Origin of the sequence: Phyllobacterium sp. CCNWLW183 (assembly GCF_037203775.1) — a bacterium.
GTDB lineage: Bacteria > Pseudomonadota > Alphaproteobacteria > Rhizobiales > Rhizobiaceae > Phyllobacterium > Phyllobacterium ifriqiyense.
This window is the reverse complement of record NZ_JBBCBN010000008.1, coordinates 210,914-230,912: the sequence shown is the minus strand read 5'-3', so window position 1 is coordinate 230,912 and position 19,999 is coordinate 210,914. Positions and strand designations below refer to the sequence as shown.

Here is a 19,999-nt window from a genome sequence, read left to right as displayed (position 1 = left end):
CCGAGTTAACGCAGCTGCTGCACTTTCTACTCGTCCAGGTTATTAAGATCAGCTCCAGCCAAACCTGGCTGGGTCGACAGCAGCAGTAAGGTTGTCAATGGACACAGCTTGATTTTGGACCAAACCAAACTGAAACACTTGATCCACTTTGGTTTGGTCCATCCCAAATGGACCGTTTTGCACTAGCTTGCCTATGACTATTGTAACGTTGCGTTCGACACCTGAAGTACTTTCCACGCCCTCAACTAGACCATTCAGAATGTTTATGGATGGCGAAGCGTTGAAACCTGCAACGAAAAGAGACCAACGCAAATTCTGCGCAAGGCGCAGGTAGAGTGACAGAATCCCGGTGCAGTTATCCCATCTTAAGCATCTCCGATCTTTCGCGTCTTCGGGGTGACACCACGCGGCCGTCGCATCGAGATCGGCGGAATCTGGGAAAAAGCAAGCCAGAAGGGCAAGCCCTACCGGACGCTTAGCATCAACACCGGCCATGCAAGGCTCAATGCAAATCTTGGCCGTTACCCCGGACAAAAGGACGAGCAGCTGTAGGCTATTATCCCGTGGAGGGACTGACGACAAGGCAGATCCCCCGCCTCTGGGTGACCTGTGCTCGCCGCAGAACCATAGTGGTCCAAACCGACTTTCGAATCCAACCATGGTCTGTTCTTGCCGCCTTGTTGCATACAATGATGCTGGCGTGCGCATGATGACGCGCCACTTCCTGTTTAGATTTCTTACCGCAACCGCCATTCGTGGAACTCTCTTCCCATCGCGAACTGGCATGGACGCTTTGCCATGCGAAACAGTTGCTGTTTGGCAACAAAGTAATAAATGCGTTTCACAACCAGCACCGCAACTTACTGAACGTCATTGATCTCGTGATGCGGACATCAATGAATGATATCAAAGACTAAACATGATTATGATTGCCATATTTTAGGTTCGACTCGCTGAGTTTCGGTAAATCATTGGAAACATTCTAAAAAATACCCGTTGCAACCTTCAATGCGCAGAGATAAGCGAAAGTGGAAACGGCGATTGAGTAACCCACTGCATGAGCGCGCGCACCAAATATATCGAGCAATTATACGTCAGCGAGAGACCACGCCTTCTCGACAGGATCAGCCGCAAGATTGGCTGCCGCTCTACAGCCTCAGACCTAATTCAGGACCTTTTTCTGCGGCTTTGGGAAAAGGCACCAGAGAAGCTCGACGAGCCTTCAGCATATCTCGCGCAGTCAGCAAATAATGCAGTAATCGATTATGTGCGGGCGCAACGCGTTCGCCGGGATTTTGTTGCTGGCGTCGTGCCCGAGCAATATGCCACCGGGGTTTGTTCTCCTCTGGAAGCTGTTCAGGCGCGCGAGAGTATAAGGCGACTGGATGATATAATTCGTGACCTGCCAGAAAGAACCCGCCATATTTTCTTGCTCAACCGAGTACATGGCCGCAACTACGCAGAAATCGGTAAAGTGATCGGAATATCGAGAAGTGCTGTCGAGAAACACGTTGCGCGAGCAATAAACGCGTGCAGGGAAGCGGCTCTTTAAGTAGAGCATTCCGGAAATTTGCCAAGCGATTTTTTGTTTGTTCAGGTAGACAGTTCAAGTTGCTGCGATCAAGAGCCTCTCTTTATGAACCAACCGAAAAACTCGGAACGATCAACATTACCTGAAACTGAACGACTGGCGATCGAATGGTTTACGCGTATGAATGGCGAGCCATCGACCCTGGATCGCGAGCAATTTGACCGATGGATTGCTGCAGATAGAACGCATAGCGAAGCTTATCGCAGGGTTGTAGCTTCTTGGGACGATTCCGGAATACCGGGTGAGAACGTTGCTGCCGAAGAATCGCGCAAACTTGATGAATATTTACAAGCTATGGATGCCGCGAAAGCGAGAAAACGCGGTACCAAGACGTTGGCATCCATCGTCTTTTTTCTCGCAGTGCTTTCCGGTTTCGGTATCTGGTTGGAACGGCCAGGTCTCTTGGAGGACATGCGTGCGGACTATACGACGGGTAAAGCACAACGGAAAACTATCCGCCTACCGGATGCAACAGAAGTATTGATGGATGCAGACAGTGCATTGGCCGAGCATTTTACTGAAGGCGAGCGGCGTATCGAGTTACTGCGCGGTGCCGCGTATTTTTCCGTAACACACTCATCGGTCCCGTTCATTGTTCAAGCGCAAGAGGGTGAAACGAAAGTTCTCGGCACGCAGTTTGATGTCACCGTTCAACCTAGCGGTGTGCAGGTGACATTGGCTCAAGGGCGGGTGGCAGTCACTGCAAACGACGACGAGCGCCCCACAACACTCTTTCCTGGCGAAAGTGTGAGCTACGACGAAAATGGTGTGGGTGCAATCGATGGAGTTGACGTTAGTGATGCCATGTCCTGGCACACCGGACGCTATACATTCAACAATGCCCGTCTCGCAGACGTTTTGCGCCAGATCGAACGTTATCGCGATGGCCGGATTATTGTCAGGGGGAAGGTCGCAGAACGGCGCGTCAGCGGCAGTTTCACATTATCCGATACGGATGCAGCTCTTGACGCGCTCCAGTCATCCGTCGGCTTTAGCATGAGCCAGATTACCAGCCGTGTCGTTATCGTCGGCGGTCAATGATCCGAACAAATAAAAAATGTAAAATTTCATGTGTGTACTTGTGTGCCCTGAAACGTGAACAGTTTGGGGACTGAGTTGGTTTGACATTTCACGTCGATCCCCGTGGGCGTGGATAAGGGGATTGTGATGGGTGCGTTCGGGAAGCACGGAGTTGCCAGCTTGTTGGGAGCGACCGTGCTGATGGGTTGTTTCAGTGCAACACTGGTCTTTGCCCGTGCTCAAGATCAGGCACAGGTTCAGCAGTATCACTTCGATATTGGTGCAAAACCGATCCGGCAGTCACTCAATGAGATAGGACGCACTTCCGGTCTTTCCATCGTCTTCAATGAGACGCCCGCAGCTTCGGCTGTCGGTCATCCGGTAAGAGGCGTCATGACCAGTCAACAGGCCATAAGTATTCTGCTTAAGGGTACTGGCCTTTCTCACCGCTTTACCAATGCCAGCACGGTTACGATCCTTGATCCCCTGACGACGGCAAGCAGCGACGCGCCAAAAGACGGCGAAGCGATTGTGCTCGACACGATAGTCATTGATGGAAACGGCGAAAACGCACTTGGCCCGGTTGTCGGCTATGTCGCGAAGCGTACCGCGACAGTCTCCAAGACAGATGCTTCAGTAATGGAGACACCGCAAGCCGTCAACATCGTAACCGCCGATCAATTGCAGGATCAAAATGCAAGTAATCTGACCGAGGCTCTGCGTTATACACCGGGTGTCCTTGGCGGTTTCGAAGGGCCAGCTGACACGCGTCGCGATCCGTTGACAATAAGAGGCTTTGAGCCTGTCCAGTATCTGGATGGAATGATAGCAACATCCGGCGCAGCTATCACTGCGGTAACCAAGGCTGAACCCTATAATCTCGAACGAATAGAAGTTTTGAAAGGGCCAGCCTCTGTCTTGTACGGAATGAACGCGCCGGGCGGACTGGTAAACATGGTAAGCAAGCGCCCGACGGAAGAAGCACGGGGTGAGGTTGTGCTGGAGGGCGGCAGCTTTGACCGATTGCAAGGGCAATTCGATGTTTCAGGTCCACTCAATGCAGACAAAACATTGCTCTACCGCCTTATAGGCGTTGCTCGGGATTCTGGCACCCAAGTGGATTTCCAGCCCAATGATCATCTTTTCATTGCCCCAAGCCTCACATGGAAACCAGACGAAGACACATCACTTACAGTTCTTGGACAATATTCCAAGGATAATGGCGGTGTGTACCAATCACTGCCGGTTGAAGGCACATTATTGCACAACCCAAACGGCAAGATACCGCGTCACCGTACAGGTGGCGACAAAGAGTTCGATCATTATGACAGTGAATATTGGAACATTGGGTATTCGTTGGAACACCGTTTCAACGAGAACATGACATTCGGACAGACTGTGCGTTATGGCGAGCACGACAATGACTACGCTGGCGCCTACGTATCAGGCTGGGTTGATTGGCCCAACGACACGAGAACTGTTAACCGCACGGCTTACGTTTATCGCAATCAGGTGAATTCATTTGCGGTCGATAATCGGCTCGGATACGAATTTGACACCGGACCTATCTCTCATTCCGTCCTGGTAGGCCTTGATTACAACAGGTTGAACGCATCCAATCAGAATGGCGATATGGCTATCGATTCCATCGATATATACGATCCCATATACGGGGACATCGGACCTGTTCCAATTGCCTACAGCTTCCATGACAAAAACTATCAGACAGGGCTTTATGCTCAGGATGTTATTAGGTTTGATAATTTTACAGTCATGGCTGGGGTGCGGCATGATTGGGCGCGGAGCAAAACAGCCAACCCATTCTATTCTTATGATGTTACGGAGGAAGCTACCACATTTCGCCTTGGTGCAACCTATCGTTTTGACAACGGTATTGCACCTTATGTCAGTTACTCGGAATCGTTCGCGCTTGAAACCGGGCTGATGCAGGGCGGAGGCACCTGGAAACCGACGACAGGGCAGCAATATGAGGTTGGTATAAGGTACGAACTTCCCGACACAGACGCGATGATAACGCTTTCCACATTCGACCTGCGCCAGCAGAACGTCGTCTCCGGCATACCGAACTCGCCATTCTCTGTACAAACCGGTGAAGTGCAAATCCTCGGCGTCGAATTGGAAGCGAAAGCCAACATCAATGATAATTGGAATATCACTGCCAGCGCCTCCTATCTCGATGGCAAGATAAGTAAGGACGAAGATCCGGAAAAAGTGGGACGCGTCTCGCCGAATACGCCAAAATTCATGTCATCACTTTGGGTTGATTACAAGTTTAGCGAGGGCGATCCGCTGGGAGGCCTGACGATCGGTGGTGGCGTGCGCCATGTTGGCACCCACTATTCCGACCAATATGACGAACCGTTTCGAGAAACTCCGGCAGTTACCCTTGTAGATGCTCACCTAAAGTATGATTTCGGCGCGATAAAGGATGAATATAAGGGACTCAGTCTAAGCGTGAACGCGACAAATATTTTCAACAAACGGCACTATGCTTACATCGATAAATTCTTCACCACTGATGCACCCGGCAGGGAAATCAACGCGCGGCTCGCTTATAAATGGTAGTCCTGCAGAAGTTCTCTTGAATGACGGCCAGGATTAGAGGGCGCTCAGCCTCAAAAAGAAAAAACAGATCGCAGTTCTGGCTGGCCCTGCATGGATGGCTGGGTCTGCCAATCTGGTTCTTCCTGTTCTTCATCTGTCTGACCGGTTCCATAGCTACAATCAGCGAAGAGATCGCATGGCTATTTAATCCAGCTATGCGCGCCAACGCGCCATCATCAAACGCCGTGAAGCTTGGCTACGATGAAATTACCGAACGCGTGCGCAAGCAAAATCCTGATGATCTTGTGACAATGATCTCAATTCCGAAAGAAAGCCGATACGCGCTGCAGGTATTTGTTACGCTACCAAATGGCGGAGAGGCGACGCTTTATGTAAATACTTATACCGGGGTGGTGCAGGGGCAGAAATCCGCACTGGATTTTAAGGAGTTCGTACATTCCCTCCACGGCTGGTTACTTATACCGTTTACCGCAACCTCCAGCCTCGGATGGTATCTTGTATCGGCCATGTCAGTCCCGCTTATGGGTTCGTTGATAACCGGGCTCATTGTTTATAAAAAATTCTGGCGGTCAATTTTGCGACCACGGCTCCGGATAAAAAGTGGAGCGCGAATCTTTTGGGGCGACTTTCATCGTTTGGCTGGGCTCTGGGCCATTCCCTTCATTCTGGTCATCAGCACCACTGCCTGTTGGTTTCTCGTAAAAGCGACACTCGAGGATAACGGCTATAGGCTGCCAGGCTACGTTGAGGCACCGAAATTGAATCGAGATCAGGTGAGCGCAGAGTCACTTCGATCGAGTTTTCGGACTATATCCGCTGACGGGGCTATTAAGGTTGCTCGAAGCAAAATTGTCAGCTTTGAACCTACCTTCCTTATTCTCCCGGCCAGCGTGTACGATACAATTGCCGTCTGGGGTTATAGTTCAAATCCCCTTCTGTTTGAAACAGTCTATATTAATCCATTTTCGGCGGATGTCGTAGAAGTGCGCAGTAGGGCGACCTATGGTGCAGCAGAAGTGGCAATCAAAAGTATGCGACCGCTCCATACCGGCGACTTTGCAGGATTGTGGTTGAGGCTGATCTATTTCTTTTTTGGCATGCTGCTCACAACGATGTCTTTGTCCGGCTTTTTGATCTGGGCCAAACGCACAGCACAAGCCACTGCAAAAACACTGCGGAAAGCGCACTATCCAGTGTCTGCTGAACGATCGGACGATTTCAATCGTACACACCGATCGCAGTAAACGCAGTGAGGTGCATCATAGGGCATATTGGCGTTGAGAAACTGGAGCAAAAAAAGTCTAGTGTTTGTATTTCAAACGACACCGGATCGCTCTGTCCAATTCCAACAACGACTCAGACGCTGTCTGAAAGCAATTGTCCAATGACAGACGATTTCGGTTAACTCACTGCCGATTACGCTCTGTAATCGGTCGCATCAATTGTGCCGTCTCCCAGGGCGTGCGACGAAGCGGCGCGCGCTTCTGCAACCCGTGACCCTTCCGTCCGTATCGCCGCCACGCAGTGGGTTTCCGGTTCTTTATCTCCTAGGCGGCAATGCCTGGATCGCAGGCGCCACGGAAGTTTTGCGGTTACAGGCGCGGTTCGCTGCACAGAGCAACTGTCCGCTTAAGCAGATTGAAACTGCACGGGCAAAAAACTAGCGCTGCTTCAATTTTCAAACGTCAATGTGGCAAAGCTTTCTCAGGATGGAGTCCTGGATAGCCGGGAGATGGTTCGCCTTTGGCCTCGCCGAGATAAAGGGAAACCTGAGCGCGGAAGCGTTCAACAGCGGCACGGTCTGCCATGAACGTTGCAAAGGCTTTGGGATCAGTGTTCTTGTATTCCCAGATAGGCTTGTAACCCTTTGGTGCTGGCACGTCGGTTCGGACGGACCACATATACCAAATTTCTGACTGGGTCTTTTTTTCGAGTAGCCAGTTCAGATAGAGCTTGGCCGATTCAGGGTGTTTCGCTTTCTTAAAAATTGCGGCCTGCTGCGCCCAGGCGACAAAAGGATCCTCTTTCGGCAGCACGAAGCGCGAGACGGTCCCTTCAAAGGGGATCAGGCCACCGTCAGTCGTGAACGTCGCCACCGCTTTGCCGGACTCGACGTCATCGGTGGGCGCCTGCGTGCCACGGACGTACATCGGCTCCTGCTTGGCGAATTCGGCGACATAGCCCCAGCCGTATTTGTCAACGACCTGCTTGAACCAGAATAGGACGGCGTCGTCGTCAGTGGGATAGGTAACGACCAGTTTACCCTTAAATTCCGGGCGCAGGTAATCTTTTGCTTCTGTTGGCCATTTATCCTTGGGCAAAAGCTTGCTGTTGACGAGATTGCTGAATGCGTCGACAAAAATGCCGGTATAAGCGCCGTCCTTGTCGCGGAAATCCTTGTATATTGCCTCCCACCCAGCCGGCTTGTAAGGCATGAGAACGCCGTCCTTCTTCCAACGCGGAAAGTCGTGCAAGGTCTGCAACTGTGCTACATCGGGCACAAGCGTGTCGGTTCCTAGCTGGTTGTCGATACGGGCATCATGGAACTTGGAATAGTCCACGACGATGTCGAGCGTCATGCCCGGAAAACGATCCTCGAAGGCCTTTTTCATACCGTCCTGCTGGCCAGCGGTGTCACCACCGGCATAGACCACCAGCCGGCCTCCTTCTTTCAAGGCATCCTTATGTAGCTCTTCAAGCGTGCGTGCTTCCACTTTCACGTCTTTCGCAAATGCATAGCCCGCCGGAGTGATCAGGCTGGAGAAGAGGGCTGCTCCCAGGGCGCGTCCGATCGTTTGTCTTCGAGTTATCGTCATTTGCTCTCTCAGCTAATATTGTCTCAGGTCTTCCGAAGAGCCTCACCCCCACTTTATCTCACCCTTTTCGACCTTTGCACCCAATTCCAACGATGAGACGTCGGCGAGGTTGGGGTAGAGTTGGCGCTGCTTGTTTTCCACCACGGTATGTATCCCTCTTCGCTGGCAAGAATAGTTGCAGTACCGCTTTCAAAATCACCAGCTTCAACAGAGATGAGACGGTAGCCCAACTCTTCAGCAATCTGAAACATGTATGCAATCGTTTGGCGGACGCTCCGTATGTCGGTCGACACATGTTTAAATGCAACGATTTCGCATTGGTCACTATCCGCTACAGCCAGCCCTTTTTGTAAAAGTGCTTTGACCATTCTGTCCTCGTCCTGCTCGACCGAACAGATGAAACGTCCACCAATAGGGAGCGAAGACTTATGATCAATGGATAGCTGATTTATCGCAACGTCATGCTCAATCCAGCGAGGAGGCCTCGTCAAACTCATATCAGCCAACGCTGATGTGGCTGCAGCAAGCGAGACTGCGACAAGAATGCTCGTCCCATGCACTTTACTCCGTCTGATCCATTGCATTGGTGCAGGTCATCTCCGTCCCATTTAAATGACCGACTATTGCAACAAATCATGAAGCTGTCTCCCTCAATTTCGCTCGGGATCGCTGCTCTGTGCCCTCTGCCGCATCTTTCCCTTGCGCCACTTCTCCAGCTTGCCGTCATAGCGTTCTAGCAGCGCAAGCTTGGCGATATCGAGCCTTTCGGTGTCTGTTCCTGGCCACTCATTCAAGTGGTTATAAGGCGGTAAACCCATTGTCGACGAAAAGGTGAATGCCATTGACGAAGAGGGAATCGTCACTCGCTAAATACAAGGCTGCGCGCGCCACGTCTTCCGGCTCGCCGATGCGACCCTGCTGTGCTGCGATGGCAGCGTCAGAGACGTCTACGCCCAGCGCCTGCAATTGGGTAACTTCCCGCACGCCGTGCGGTGTGCGAATGAAACCGGGGCAGACGGCATTGCAGCGAATGTTGCGGTCACGAAACTCAATGGCGACAGCCCGGGCGAACATGTGCACCGCACCCTTCGTGGTGTCGTATAGAACCTCCATCGGTGTTGCCGCCACGGCGGAGATCGATGAGGTGCAGACGATGGATCCTCCGCCGACCGCGATCATGCCTGGTAGAACGGCACGGGTCATAAGAAACATCGACCGGACATTCACGGCATGCAGCCAATCCCATTCAGCCAAGGTGGTCTCCAGGAACGGCTTGATGACGATCGTCCCGGCATGGTTGAAGAGCACATTGGCTACCCCGAATGTCTGCGTTACCCCCTCGACAGCGGCATTGACCTGCGCTTCATCAGAGACATCGGCTATCCAATGCGCGGCCCTTCCACCACCGAGCCGGATTTCTTCTACGGTTTTTGCAGCTTCCTCGCCGTTTCGGTCGATGATGGCAACGGTCGCACCCTCTGCAGCAAACAGCTTGGATGCCGCTCCGCCCATTCCAGTTGCGCCGCCGGAAATGATGGCAATCTTGTTTTTCAGTCTTTCACCCATGGGAATGTTCCTTTTGGACAGTAGAAGGGGTCCCCGCTCTTACTGGCGGGGACGTGGGCGTTGATTAGAGTTCGGCAGTCGGATGGCCGCGTTTGCCGCCGGATACCGCAAATTCTTCCTCCGGCGAAAGGATCAGCTGATGCCGTCGGTAAAAGGCGAAATAGGCGAGGCCGCAGGCATACCAGAGGCCGGTTGCAATGGCCGCGGAGCGGTAGAGCGGATCGGTCTGGTTGCCATTTCACTGCCGATACGCGATCTTGTAACCCACTGGAAAGCACGGCCAATCGTGCACCCTTGCAAAGAGGCCCCAGAACCCGCCCGGCGAGAAGAGTGCCATCGCGAGGGTATCATCATTGAGCTTGCTTCGGCGCGCTTTATGGCATCGCTGTTTTGGAAGGCCGGATCGATCTCTCCAGCACTCTTTCCGAATCTCGGCGTTGCCGATAAGTGCCCAGCTATCACAGCGGTCGAGAAGCAGGCGACCGTCCGTAACAACGACGCTATTCATCGGGCTGGGAGATCTGACGTTAACGCCGCAAAGGGTCATTGTTTCCGGCAACCGGATGCTAAATTTGGCCCGTTGATCATTGGAATTCCAGGTGAGAAGCGGAGCCCACGTCGATGTGGACCCTCTTATCGTTTGTTGATTGGACGCTATGTTCCAATTGTAAAACGCAGCGATCAAGGCCGAGGGCATTTTCAAGCACCATAACGTTGTGATCAGTAACCGCATCCACGATTACGCTGCCGGGATAGGGTTGAAGGGTGTCCAAACGACGCCACCAAGTTTACCAACGTACGGCCTGGGTCGGAGGATCGTCCACTCACAATGCTTGATCCTGTTTGCATCACAATGTAACCATGTCATTTCTGGATTGTTACATGGAGGGCTTATCGTGGCAACAGGCACAGTGAAGTGGTTCAATTCGACAAAGGGCTTTGGCTTCATTCAGCCAGACAACGGTGGTGCGGATGTGTTCGTGCACATTTCGGCTGTAGAGCGCGCTGGACTGCGCGGTCTGGATGATGGTCAAAAGATCAATTACGAGATGGTGAATGACAAGAAATCGGGAAAGATGTCGGCCGATCAATTGAGCGTCGACTAATCGCCATCGTTCGTCGTCCGGTCCAACTGGATTGCATCTTTGGCGATCTTGTTGCTTTCCGTTCTGATGGTGGTGGGCGAGGGCGGAAGCGATCCGACAAAGACACCAATCGCTATATTATGGAGACGTCCCTCTGATCTGAGCTCTCTGGCGGAGCTTATCGAAGTGCGCTTGCTGGCCCATTATGCAAAGTTAAGAAAAAGAGCCGGACTGAAAGCCCGGCTTTAATTGTGAAGGTTAAAAAACCTCCAGAGGGGAACAGCCAACGCGGAAAATTGGGAGGAGGACCGCGTCGACTGATTGCAACGTAGGAATGCGGCATGAGGGTTTCAAGCCAGATTGCGCAAAATCTTTCTTTGTTCTCAATGTCTTGGTGAACTACTTGAAACGCTATTCCACCATCAAAGCCTAGCTGCCAGATGAAGACGGCCCGACAGGCTAATTTTGCAATCTCCGAAGCGCTCGACCACTGTCTGGCCGAGCGGCGTGGCCGTGGCGCTGCCTTGGCGGATGGTAGGCGCGCGTTCAACGTTACGATCTGCGGGGGAAGGATTCCGAAGAGCGCTGCCGGTTGCCAGCGGCCGGGACTGTTCCAATCCGGATAGGTAGAAGCGCCTCCTTGCGAGTTTCGCAGTTGACAGTCAGATTGCCAATGGCAAGCTGACTGCGGTCCTCGATGACTTTACAGCAGAGGCAGGCATATTCCGTGTGCTTTGGCCAACGAGCCGTTATCTGTCGCCGAAAATCCGGGTTTTCGTGGATTTTATGGCAGACAATTTGTTCGCTGGTTAAGAGTTGTCGGCAGCTCGCACACGGCTGCTTTTGACGGACACCGTTGAAAAACTTAGCATGCCGCGGCTCTGTTGAGAACTGTCCCATATGCATTACCTATCAAAAGGGCCTGGGCAGCGGCCGTTGCGTGGTCGGGGCTGCCGTTGCACCTGCCTCAAGCTGCTCAGTATTTACGCAGCATGATGGGCGAAGTATCCGAAGCTGATCGAACGCAATCGTCGACTCAGCAAGGATTATGAATATCGGGTCCAGACATCCGAGACGATGATCAACTTCGCAGCCACCCGGCTCAAGCTCAACCGCGTTGCAAAACGCTAATTTCCAAACACCCTCTCAGGACACCGCTGCCTCCGTCGGATCGGCCAGAATCTTCGAGATCGGCGAAGCAGGATCTCGGCCGAGTTGTGTAGCAGTCCGGACCGCCACGGTGCAGAGCTTAGGCAAATCGATGCCGGTGCGGATGCCCATGCCTTCGAGCATGAACACTACCTCCTCCGTCGCAACGTTTCCGGTTGCTCCCTTCGCATATGGGCAGCCTCCGAGCCCGCCCACTGAAGCATCGAATACCGTCACCCCCTCTTCCAGACAAGCAAGAATGTTGGCCAGCGCCTGACCATAGGTATTATGCTCGTGAAGTGCGATCGCAGTCATCGGCACAACTGTCGCCACAGCCCTTACCATGGCTGCAGCAACTCTCGGCGTACCAATGCCAATCGTATCGCCCAGCGAAATTTCGTAACATCCCATATTGTGCAGACGGCGGGCGACATCGACGACCGACGAGAGCGGGACGTTTCCTTCATAGGGGCAGCCTAGAACGCAGGACACATAGCCTCTCACTCGCATACCGATGTCGCGAGCTCCCTCCAAAACCGGCAGAAAGCGCTCAAAGCTCTCATCAATCGAGCAATTGATGTTTCGCTGCGAAAAACTCTCGGATGCCGAAGCAAAGATCGCGATCTCCTCCGCGCCAGCCGCGCGGGCGGCTTCGAAACCTTTCAAATTAGGTACAAGCATGGGAAAGCTAATTCCCTTGCGCCGCCCGATTGATCTCAAAACGTCTGCGGATCCCGCCATCTGGGGAACCCATTTCGGCGAGACAAAGCTTCCCGCTTCGATGGTTCGAAGGCCAGCGTCGATCAAACCTTCGATCATCTGTACGCGGTTAGCGACGCTGAGCGGATTAGTTTCATTTTGCAAGCCGTCACGCGGTCCGACCTCAACGAGCCGAATATCATCCATCGGGTCCTCCACCTATATATTGCTGTCTCTTATTTCCTCGCGCAGAAAGGCGCAAAAGCGAGGGTCGGCACCGTAGGCTACATTTACTCTCATCGCCGGTTGGACAGAGGCTTCCCGATCAACGTAAAAAACACTTCCAGGCGCGATGAAAATATTATTTTGAGCTGCCCGGCGGCAGAACGCGGTTTCATCCAGATTGGGCGGAAGCGGGACCCAAATATAAAAACCCTGCACTTTGGGAAGTTTTACGTCGAGTCCCACCTCCGAAAGCGCTTGCACAGTCGCCTTGGTGCCGTCTTCGATCCAACCACGCAGGCGTCTCAGGTTCTTGAGATATTGCCCGCTTTCGATCATCTCGAGAACAACGCGCTCAACATGAAGCGACGTGGCAACCATCGTTATCATCTTCAAATCGACGAGACTCCGGATCGTATCGGGTGCCCCGGCAATGTAGCCGCACCGCAGGCTCGCAGAGAGCGTTTTGGAGAACGACCCGACATAGAGAACGCGTTGCTGTTGGCCGAAAGCTGCGAGCCGCGGCAGGCTTGGAGCAATCAGATCCGCGAAAATATCATCTTCGACTAAACGAAAGTCATGAACCTCAGCCATCTGCAGAAGCGTAAACGCATGAGCGGGAGACAAGGTGCCTCCGGTCGGGTTGTGCGCCTGGCTTTGCGTAAAAAACAGCTTCGGACGATGAAGAATGAGCTTGCGGCGTAGCTCGTCGAGATCTGGACCATCCTGCAACCGGGGGATAGGAACGACGTTTGCCTTCGCCAGTCGAAGCTTGGCATAAAGGGGATAGTAGCCGGGGCTGTCGACGAATACCGTATCGCCGGGCTCCAGAAAATGGCGAATGATCAGGTCCAGGCCGTGATTGACGCCGCTCGTCAACATCACTCCGTCTGGCTCGGTGGTGATCGAGCGTTCGGCGAGCGAAACACGGAGCCATTCTCGCAATCCGCTCAGGCCCCAGGAACTCCCATATCCGAAATCGACCTCTGCGGTTGCGCTGCGGCTCGTACGCAAGATGCGGCGCATGTCCGCATCTTCAGTCCAGCTTGCTGGTGGGCGACCGTCACCCGGCCGTGTCAGATAGTTCTGATCAAGCTGCTCGCGGAGTAAGGACATGATGCTCGTGGCTTCCATGACATCTGGTTTTACCTGCTGCACTGGCGCCGGACGGTTTTCGGAAACGTAGTAACCTGAACCCTGCCGCGCGATGAGAAGCCCGCGTGCGACCAGTCGGTCATAAGCCTCCGCCATCGTATTTTTTGAGACGGCGAACTGACCAGCCCCTCCTCTGACAGAGGGCAGTCTTTGCCCGGGCCGGTACAGGCCGGACGCGATTTGCCCACTGATCTGAGCGACGATGTTGTCAATCACCTTCATAAAATCGTCCCACTTCAATGGTGGGACAGTGTCCACAACAAACCGGACAACTGTCCCTTGCATAGCGGTTATATTCTAGGACACTTTGCGATGGACGCAAGCTTAGAAATGTTTGGTTTGGGAGTGAGCCATTGATTAAAAGGACCGCCTCGTCGCGTATCGAGAATATGCGCAATCTGTCTCCTGCCGAGCGCTTGGAACAGGTCGCGCTAGCCGCGCAGCTGGACGAGAAAACCAGATCGGTCCTTGCGGCCCCTGACGCCCTTCCTGTCTTGCGCGCCAATGGTATGATCGAGAATGTCATCGGCACCTTCCAGCTTCCGCTCGGTGTAGCCACAAACTTTCTGATCAATGGCCAGGACTATCTGGTGCCTATGGCGGTAGAGGAACCGTCGGTCGTTGCCGCCGCCTCCTATATGGCTCGCATCGTGCGAGGCTGCGGCGGTTTTCATACATCGTCGACAGCACCGATCATGCGTGCACAAGTGCAGGTGCTTGCAACGTCCGATCCTTACGGGGCAAGGCTGGCCATCCTGGCGGCGCGTGACGAGATCATATCAGCCGCCAATTCCAAGGACGCAGTTCTGGTGAAGTTCGGCGGCGGATGCCGCGATATCGAAGTTCACGTTTTTCCTTCGACGTCTCGGGGCCCGATGGTCGTCCTTCATCTTCTGGTTGATGTGCGAGACGCAATGGGTGCCAACACTGTAAACACGATGGCAGAGTCGGTCTCACCAATTATCGAGCGGATAACCGGCGGTGAAGTCCGGTTGCGAATTCTCTCCAACCTCGCGGATCTGCGATTGGCAAGGGCCCGGATCGAAGTAACTGAAGAAGCCCTCGCCACGAAGGAATTCTCGGGACTCCGAATGATGGAAGGCATTGTCGATGCCTATGAGTTCGCAGCGATCGATCCCTACCGTGCTGCCACACATAACAAAGGGATTATGAACGGTGTCGATCCGGTGGTGGTGGCTACGGGGAACGATTGGCGGGCAATCGAAGCGGGCGCTCACGCCTACGCCGCGCGCTCAGGACGCTACACATCTCTTTCGACTTGGGAGATCAGCAACAAGGGGACCCTTGTCGGAACCATCGAAATGCCGATGGCGCTTGGTCTTGTTGGTGGTGCGACCAAAACACACCCTGCAGCACAGGCTGCTCTCCAAATATTGAATGTCGAAACGGCGGTCGAACTTGCGGAAGTTACCGTCGCTGTCGGACTCGCTCAGAATATGGCTGCCCTTCGGGCACTTGCAACAGAGGGCATCCAGCGCGGCCACATGGCGCTTCATGCGCGCAACATTGCAATCGGCGCCGGTGCTTCGGGCGAAGAGATCGATGAGGTCGCCAGAAGGCTCGCCAACGATCACGATGTACGATCTGCCCGCGCCGAGGAGATATTGGCGGAAATGCGCAAATAAACAAAATTTGGGACCGGTCAACGAGGAGATTTTTCCGGTTTCTGAATGTATTGGGAGGACAACATGACGGATTCAAACGCAGCGCGTGGCGTGGGCGCGCATGGCCAGCTTGCCGAAATCTGGGGAGACGTTGTCTCGCGTCCCCAGCTCGCAAAAGCGATGCTCATCGGCGCCTTGGTAAGCGTGGCCGTATATTCTCTTGCTCTTCAGACAATTGCCCCGTTGGCCTCCACCCCGGCTGTCGGCAAGGCACTGGCCATGCTGAGTGGAATTTTGGGCTCCGTCAGCAGCGGAGCAATATGCGCTCGCTTGTTTGCACCTAAACGAACAGTGGTCGAGCAGGTTCAGACAGGAACCGCCTGGCAGACCGAGATTCTGGAACAACTTGAACAGGAAGGTGGCCCCATGGGCCGGGTAGAGGATCTTCCACCCGTCGTCGCACAGGAAATGCGCGAGGTCGGACTCTACGATCTTTTTAAAAACTATGAAGATCGCCACAACGCAGGAAGGAAGGGGGACTGATATGGACGGGCTGCTTTACGAAATAATTATCGCTCTTTCTCTCGGCCTGTTGGGTGCAGTTTTGTTTTCGGCCATCGGCCTGATTTCGGGCACCGACGAGACCACGACCATTGCTCCGGTGACGCTTCTTGTCGTTCTGTTGGGAGCGCCGCCAGCTGGGGTATTCACCTTCTGGATGTGTGCGGCTATATCCAAGCATATGACGCATGCGGTACCAACGGCATTGCTCGGAATTCCGGGAGATACAATGGCACTGCCACTGCTCCAGCAGGCCACTGCGCTGCGTAATCTCGGCGCACCACACGTAGCACTACGAAAAATGCTGGCTGGCTCTGTCATATCTGCTTTCATAGCGGTGCCGCTCGCAGTGCTGTTCGCTGTTATTCTGGCACCCTTCGGAACTTACATTACTGTGTCTGCTCCATGGTTGTTCATCGGTGCCGCAATCATCATTGCCTATTTCTCTGCAGGCCGCTGGGCCTCAGTCGTTGCATTGATCCCCTTCACGCTGCTGATTATCGCGTTGCAAGGTTTCACAGCCGCGCATGACGTCAAGCTTGGTGTCAGTTATTTCCTTGGCATTGCAGTCGGCCCACTTGTGGCGGAACTGTTTTCGGCAATATCACCGCTTGAGCAAAAACGAATGAACCGCAACGAGCTGCGCCAGACGACACTTGCGCCCGATGTAAAGAGTTGGGGTGGATATTTTCCAAACCCATTCCGGGTGCTTGACAGGAGCCAGGTGACCACGACGGCAGCCGCCGCTGCCATCACCAGTGCTACATTCGTGTTCAGCCCTGTGGCTGTTACCGTTATTGCCGGTGAGATTGTTGGAGCGCGCATCAAGCAGGCGTATCACCGGCTGACTTCCGTACTGGCGGTGCGAAACGGCGTTACGGAATCCACTTATATCGCTGAAGCCTTGATTCCGCTTATAGCGTTCGGCCTGCCGCTTAGCCCGGTCGCTGCGGGTCCGGCTGCACCGCTGTTCAATGCACCGCCGCGCTTCACTGTCGACACAGGAACAGGAGTGGTCAACAACCTCCACACGATGATGTCGGTTTCTGAGTTCCTGATCTGGGGTATGATCTCCGTAGTGATCGCCGCTGCCATCGCCTATCCGTTCGCGATGAACCACGCACGCAGCGCAGCGGCGTTTGTGGCCAAATATATTAGCCACGAAGCCATCATAGCCACTTTCCTTGGCCTGATCCTCGTGATTGGTCTTTGGGAAGGTGGCTTGCTCGCACTTTTGGTCATCATGACTGTGGGACTTCTGGGTGGCCTGCTCTACCGGGTGCTTGGCATGAATACCGGTGTGCAGTTCATGGGTTACTACGCTGCAATCCTCAGTGTGCCCGCAATCATGAAGCTCATTGGCTGACCGATCGCAATCTGAATGTAGAACTGGGAGGAGAAAATGCACCGGCTAGTGTCTACCCTGATCTTGACTTCGGGGCTGGTTTTCACGAGTGACCTTTCTTACGGAATGGAAGACGATAAAGTGCTTCCTTCCCTAGAAATACCTCAGTCTTTGAAAAGCTCCGTTCCCCTGCCGATGGCAGAGGCAGATCTGCCATCGGTCGAGGCGACGAAATATTTCAAGGTTTCCGACAAAGGCCTGCAACTGGAATGTCCTACCTTCGATGCGAGAGGCGATCTGGTGTTTTGCGAGGTTTTCGGCGGAACCGTCTTTCGCCTGACGCCAGAAAAAAAACTCTCAAGCTTTGTACCTGATCCGGAACTGCGCCCAGCGGGGCTTGCCGTTCATCCCGATGGCCGCATCTACATGGCCGAGCTCGGGGATTTTGCTTCGAGAGGCTCGGTCATTAACATGGCCGCAGATGGAACTGACGTTCAAACGGTGTTATCTCGAGATAAAGGCTTTTTGCCCGATGACCTTGTGTTTGATCGCAATGGAGGCTTTTACTTTACCGATTTCAAAGGCGGTTCAAGTGTAGCCACGGGCGGCGTTTACTATATTGGGCCAGATGGGGGAAAGCCTGTCCTGGTTGTTCCTAATCTCAGGATCGCAAACGGGGTCGCCCTTAGCCCAGATGGAAAAACCCTCTGGGTTAGCGAGCTTGCAGGCGGCTTGCTTCACCGCATCTCATTATCGGACGCAACGACCATAGCGCCGTTCGGTTCATCGGTTGTCTATAATTTCGTTGGTGGCGGTCCAGATTCGCTTCGTATCGACGCTGACGGAAATGTCTATGTTGCAATGTATGGGCAAGGGCGCATTATGGTGTTTAACCCCCAAGGTTTTCCTGTCGGGCAGTACTTACTTCCTGACCGGGGTCAAGGCCATAATTTGCGTTCTACATCTATGGTGATCCGACCCGGCACAGACGAACTGCTGATCTTTACGAACGACTGGGACAAGGGACAAGGTTCTACAATATTCGCCGCGCGTGCACTCGCAAAGGCAGCCGTGCAGAACAATGGAGCGCCATAACCTCAGCCTCTTAGAGGGTGTTTGGGGATTAACGTTTCGCAAGGCGGTTGAGCATGGGCCGGATGGCTGCGGTGTCGATCATCGTCTCGGATGTCTGGACCCGATATTCATAATCCTTGCTGAGTCGACGATTGCACCCCGAGCCTAGCGAAGCAGCGTTCCACGATCTCCAGGTCAAGCCAGTGATCTTGAAGGCACGCTGAGGCCGCTTGACTATCTGCAATTGCCAGCCCTGCTGTTCCGCCAAGGTGCTCGCGAGTTTCTTGCTCTCGTGGCATGCATCGGCGATCACCGTCGCTATCCGCGTTGCATCTCTGCAGTTTGCGCAACAGCTTCGACATGCAGGGGCTAATGTCACGCATCATGCGCTGGAGGCAGGACACGGCTGGGCATCCGATGACCTTGATTTCACTCTGCCACGCACTTGGATGGCAGAAAAGCTCTGCACGTGCACTTAGCAGGTCAACACCGCGCCTACCGCGAGGCGACGTCGCGCTCTATGGGTGAAACTTGATATAGAAAACTGTATTGTTCCGTACAGGTGTGAGCAGCACACCGCTTACCTATTATCGGCATTTTCAAAGGAAGGGTTGTTGGCAATTCTCAATTTTGTACAAACGCCAGACTTCTAGAGGCCAGGCAAGATGAAATGACCTTAAGAGCCAACCGGAATCGCCTGCTTGAAGTTTTTTGGTCTACTGTAGTGAACCTGCCAGAAATGTCCCAGAAGTGCATCTAAACGGACTGCTCAATCAGGTCCAATGCGTAAACTCATTTAATATGACACGCCTGAGGGTCGGGTCGTTCATAACAATGAGACAATGAAGCTTTGCAGTGACCTCGATGAGGGTCGAGGGCTTTGTGATCCACATAACCCTTCCCATTATCCCGGTCCTGTCTGCGAGTTCTTGTTCCCGAACGACAGCCGTGCTGTATCCCAAACGCTGATCGGCCCTTCTCCATCGTTTGCGTCGTTGGTGAAGTTCGGCGCGAACCCGATGCAGTTGTTCGGCGTCCAGATTCGAGGTCAGCCGATTGATGTCGGCGAGCGAACCGACTACGGTGGGTTGATCACTACCAGCGATGTCTATCTCTACGATCGGAAGACTGCCGGCCACGTCCAGCATTTTGTTTTCAAGCTTTTGTCTGTGGCGGGTGGCCTGCACGCACTGCTGATGGAACGCATACCATCGAGGCCACATTTCTCTCACAGGTGTTGGACCACTGGCCCGTGGCACCCCATTAGTTTCTGCGATGCGAAAACTGAGGATGCGTGCCGCGACGGAAAGAAGGTTTCGACGGTCAATGACACGCGGCAGGTTTTCAGTGGAGGTTTCTTTTGAGGCATCTTTTCCAGGATTAATTCCAGGCAAAGTTCTGCTAATCTCAGAATCAGCCATGATCCAAGCTCCAACAAGCTAGATTGTGGTTAGGCTGTTTCCGCGTGGTACCAACACGTGGGATCATTGCAGCTTAGGAGGGTA

The 19,999-nt window shown here is 53.5% G+C and carries 18 protein-coding genes and 1 pseudogene; 11 read left to right on the top strand and 8 right to left on the bottom strand.

Annotation, left to right across the window (positions count from 1 at the left end):
* Positions 1-48 precede the first annotated feature (48 nt).
* On the bottom strand, positions 49-495 hold the full coding sequence (locus tag V9K95_RS18825) for a hypothetical protein (RefSeq protein WP_336441609.1): 447 nt from the start codon (positions 493-495) through the stop codon (positions 49-51).
* Positions 496-1,057: 562 nt separating this feature from the next.
* Here V9K95_RS18825 and V9K95_RS18820 point away from each other — a divergent pair.
* From V9K95_RS18820 to V9K95_RS18805, 4 genes are all read left to right on the top strand, one after another.
* Positions 1,058-1,552 (top strand): RNA polymerase sigma factor, encoded by a 495-nt coding sequence (locus V9K95_RS18820; RefSeq protein ID WP_336441610.1) that lies wholly within the window; start codon positions 1,058-1,060, stop codon positions 1,550-1,552.
* An 84-nt stretch (positions 1,553-1,636) separates the two neighbouring features.
* A complete protein-coding gene (locus V9K95_RS18815) occupies positions 1,637-2,632 on the top strand; it encodes a FecR family protein (protein WP_336441611.1) in 996 nt (331 codons plus the stop codon).
* Positions 2,633-2,758: 126 nt separating this feature from the next.
* Positions 2,759-5,197 carry a TonB-dependent siderophore receptor gene (locus V9K95_RS18810; RefSeq protein WP_336441612.1) on the top strand — a complete coding sequence of 813 codons (2,439 nt, stop codon included), beginning with the start codon at positions 2,759-2,761 and terminating at the stop codon, positions 5,195-5,197.
* Between the two features lie 20 nt (positions 5,198-5,217).
* Positions 5,218-6,441, top strand: coding sequence for a PepSY-associated TM helix domain-containing protein (locus V9K95_RS18805; protein ID WP_337345119.1), 1,224 nt, complete (start codon positions 5,218-5,220; stop codon positions 6,439-6,441).
* A gap of 441 nt (positions 6,442-6,882) precedes the next feature.
* Here V9K95_RS18805 and V9K95_RS18800 read toward each other — a convergent pair whose 3' ends face one another.
* The 3 genes from V9K95_RS18800 to V9K95_RS18790 all read right to left on the bottom strand — a co-directional run bounded on the left by V9K95_RS18800 (position 6,883) and on the right by V9K95_RS18790 (position 9,579).
* Positions 6,883-8,013, bottom strand: a complete 1,131-nt coding sequence (locus V9K95_RS18800; protein ID WP_336441613.1) for an ABC transporter substrate-binding protein — start codon at positions 8,011-8,013, stop codon at positions 6,883-6,885.
* A gap of 53 nt (positions 8,014-8,066) precedes the next feature.
* A complete protein-coding gene (locus V9K95_RS18795; RefSeq protein WP_336441614.1) occupies positions 8,067-8,381 on the bottom strand; it encodes a hypothetical protein in 315 nt (104 codons plus the stop codon).
* 430 nt (positions 8,382-8,811) lie between these two features.
* The gene (locus V9K95_RS18790) at positions 8,812-9,579 is read right to left on the bottom strand and encodes an SDR family NAD(P)-dependent oxidoreductase (protein ID WP_336441615.1); all 768 of its coding nucleotides are present in this window, start codon (positions 9,577-9,579) and stop codon (positions 8,812-8,814) included.
* A gap of 139 nt (positions 9,580-9,718) precedes the next feature.
* On the opposite strand from V9K95_RS18790, the gene V9K95_RS18785 reads away from it, so the two are divergent.
* From V9K95_RS18785 to V9K95_RS18775, 3 genes and pseudogenes are all read left to right on the top strand, one after another.
* Positions 9,719-10,291 carry a hypothetical protein gene (locus V9K95_RS18785; RefSeq protein WP_336441616.1) on the top strand — a complete coding sequence of 191 codons (573 nt, stop codon included), beginning with the start codon at positions 9,719-9,721 and terminating at the stop codon, positions 10,289-10,291.
* A 184-nt stretch (positions 10,292-10,475) separates the two neighbouring features.
* Positions 10,476-10,685 carry a cold-shock protein gene (locus V9K95_RS18780; protein WP_336441617.1) on the top strand — a complete coding sequence of 70 codons (210 nt, stop codon included), beginning with the start codon at positions 10,476-10,478 and terminating at the stop codon, positions 10,683-10,685.
* A 618-nt stretch (positions 10,686-11,303) separates the two neighbouring features.
* Positions 11,304-11,477, top strand: a pseudogene (locus V9K95_RS18775) (LysR family transcriptional regulator); the annotation flags it as partial.
* 333 nt (positions 11,478-11,810) lie between these two features.
* Here the strand turns inward: V9K95_RS18775 and V9K95_RS18770 are convergent.
* Positions 11,811-12,719 (bottom strand): hydroxymethylglutaryl-CoA lyase, encoded by a 909-nt coding sequence (locus tag V9K95_RS18770; protein ID WP_336441618.1) that lies wholly within the window; start codon positions 12,717-12,719, stop codon positions 11,811-11,813.
* 12 nt (positions 12,720-12,731) lie between these two features.
* Complete coding sequence (locus V9K95_RS18765) at positions 12,732-14,111, bottom strand: aminotransferase-like domain-containing protein (protein WP_336441619.1); 1,380 nt, start codon at positions 14,109-14,111, stop codon at positions 12,732-12,734.
* Positions 14,112-14,245: 134 nt separating this feature from the next.
* Here V9K95_RS18765 and V9K95_RS18760 point away from each other — a divergent pair, with 134 nt between their 5' ends.
* The 4 genes from V9K95_RS18760 to V9K95_RS18745 all read left to right on the top strand — a co-directional run bounded on the left by V9K95_RS18760 (position 14,246) and on the right by V9K95_RS18745 (position 18,515).
* Positions 14,246-15,535 (top strand): hydroxymethylglutaryl-CoA reductase, degradative, encoded by a 1,290-nt coding sequence (locus V9K95_RS18760; protein WP_442958586.1) that lies wholly within the window; start codon positions 14,246-14,248, stop codon positions 15,533-15,535.
* 63 nt (positions 15,536-15,598) lie between these two features.
* Positions 15,599-16,057 (top strand): hypothetical protein, encoded by a 459-nt coding sequence (locus V9K95_RS18755; protein WP_336441621.1) that lies wholly within the window; start codon positions 15,599-15,601, stop codon positions 16,055-16,057.
* A gap of 1 nt (position 16,058) precedes the next feature.
* Positions 16,059-17,441, top strand: a complete 1,383-nt coding sequence (locus tag V9K95_RS18750; RefSeq protein WP_336441622.1) for a tripartite tricarboxylate transporter permease — start codon at positions 16,059-16,061, stop codon at positions 17,439-17,441.
* Positions 17,442-17,477: 36 nt separating this feature from the next.
* Positions 17,478-18,515, top strand: coding sequence for an SMP-30/gluconolactonase/LRE family protein (locus V9K95_RS18745; protein ID WP_336441623.1), 1,038 nt, complete (start codon positions 17,478-17,480; stop codon positions 18,513-18,515).
* 28 nt (positions 18,516-18,543) lie between these two features.
* On the opposite strand, the gene V9K95_RS18740 is transcribed toward V9K95_RS18745, so the two are convergent.
* The gene (locus tag V9K95_RS18740; RefSeq protein WP_336441624.1) at positions 18,544-18,807 is read right to left on the bottom strand and encodes a hypothetical protein; all 264 of its coding nucleotides are present in this window, start codon (positions 18,805-18,807) and stop codon (positions 18,544-18,546) included.
* A gap of 460 nt (positions 18,808-19,267) precedes the next feature.
* Positions 19,268-19,915 (bottom strand): hypothetical protein, encoded by a 648-nt coding sequence (locus V9K95_RS18735; protein WP_336441625.1) that lies wholly within the window; start codon positions 19,913-19,915, stop codon positions 19,268-19,270.
* Positions 19,916-19,999: the final 84 nt, after the last annotated feature.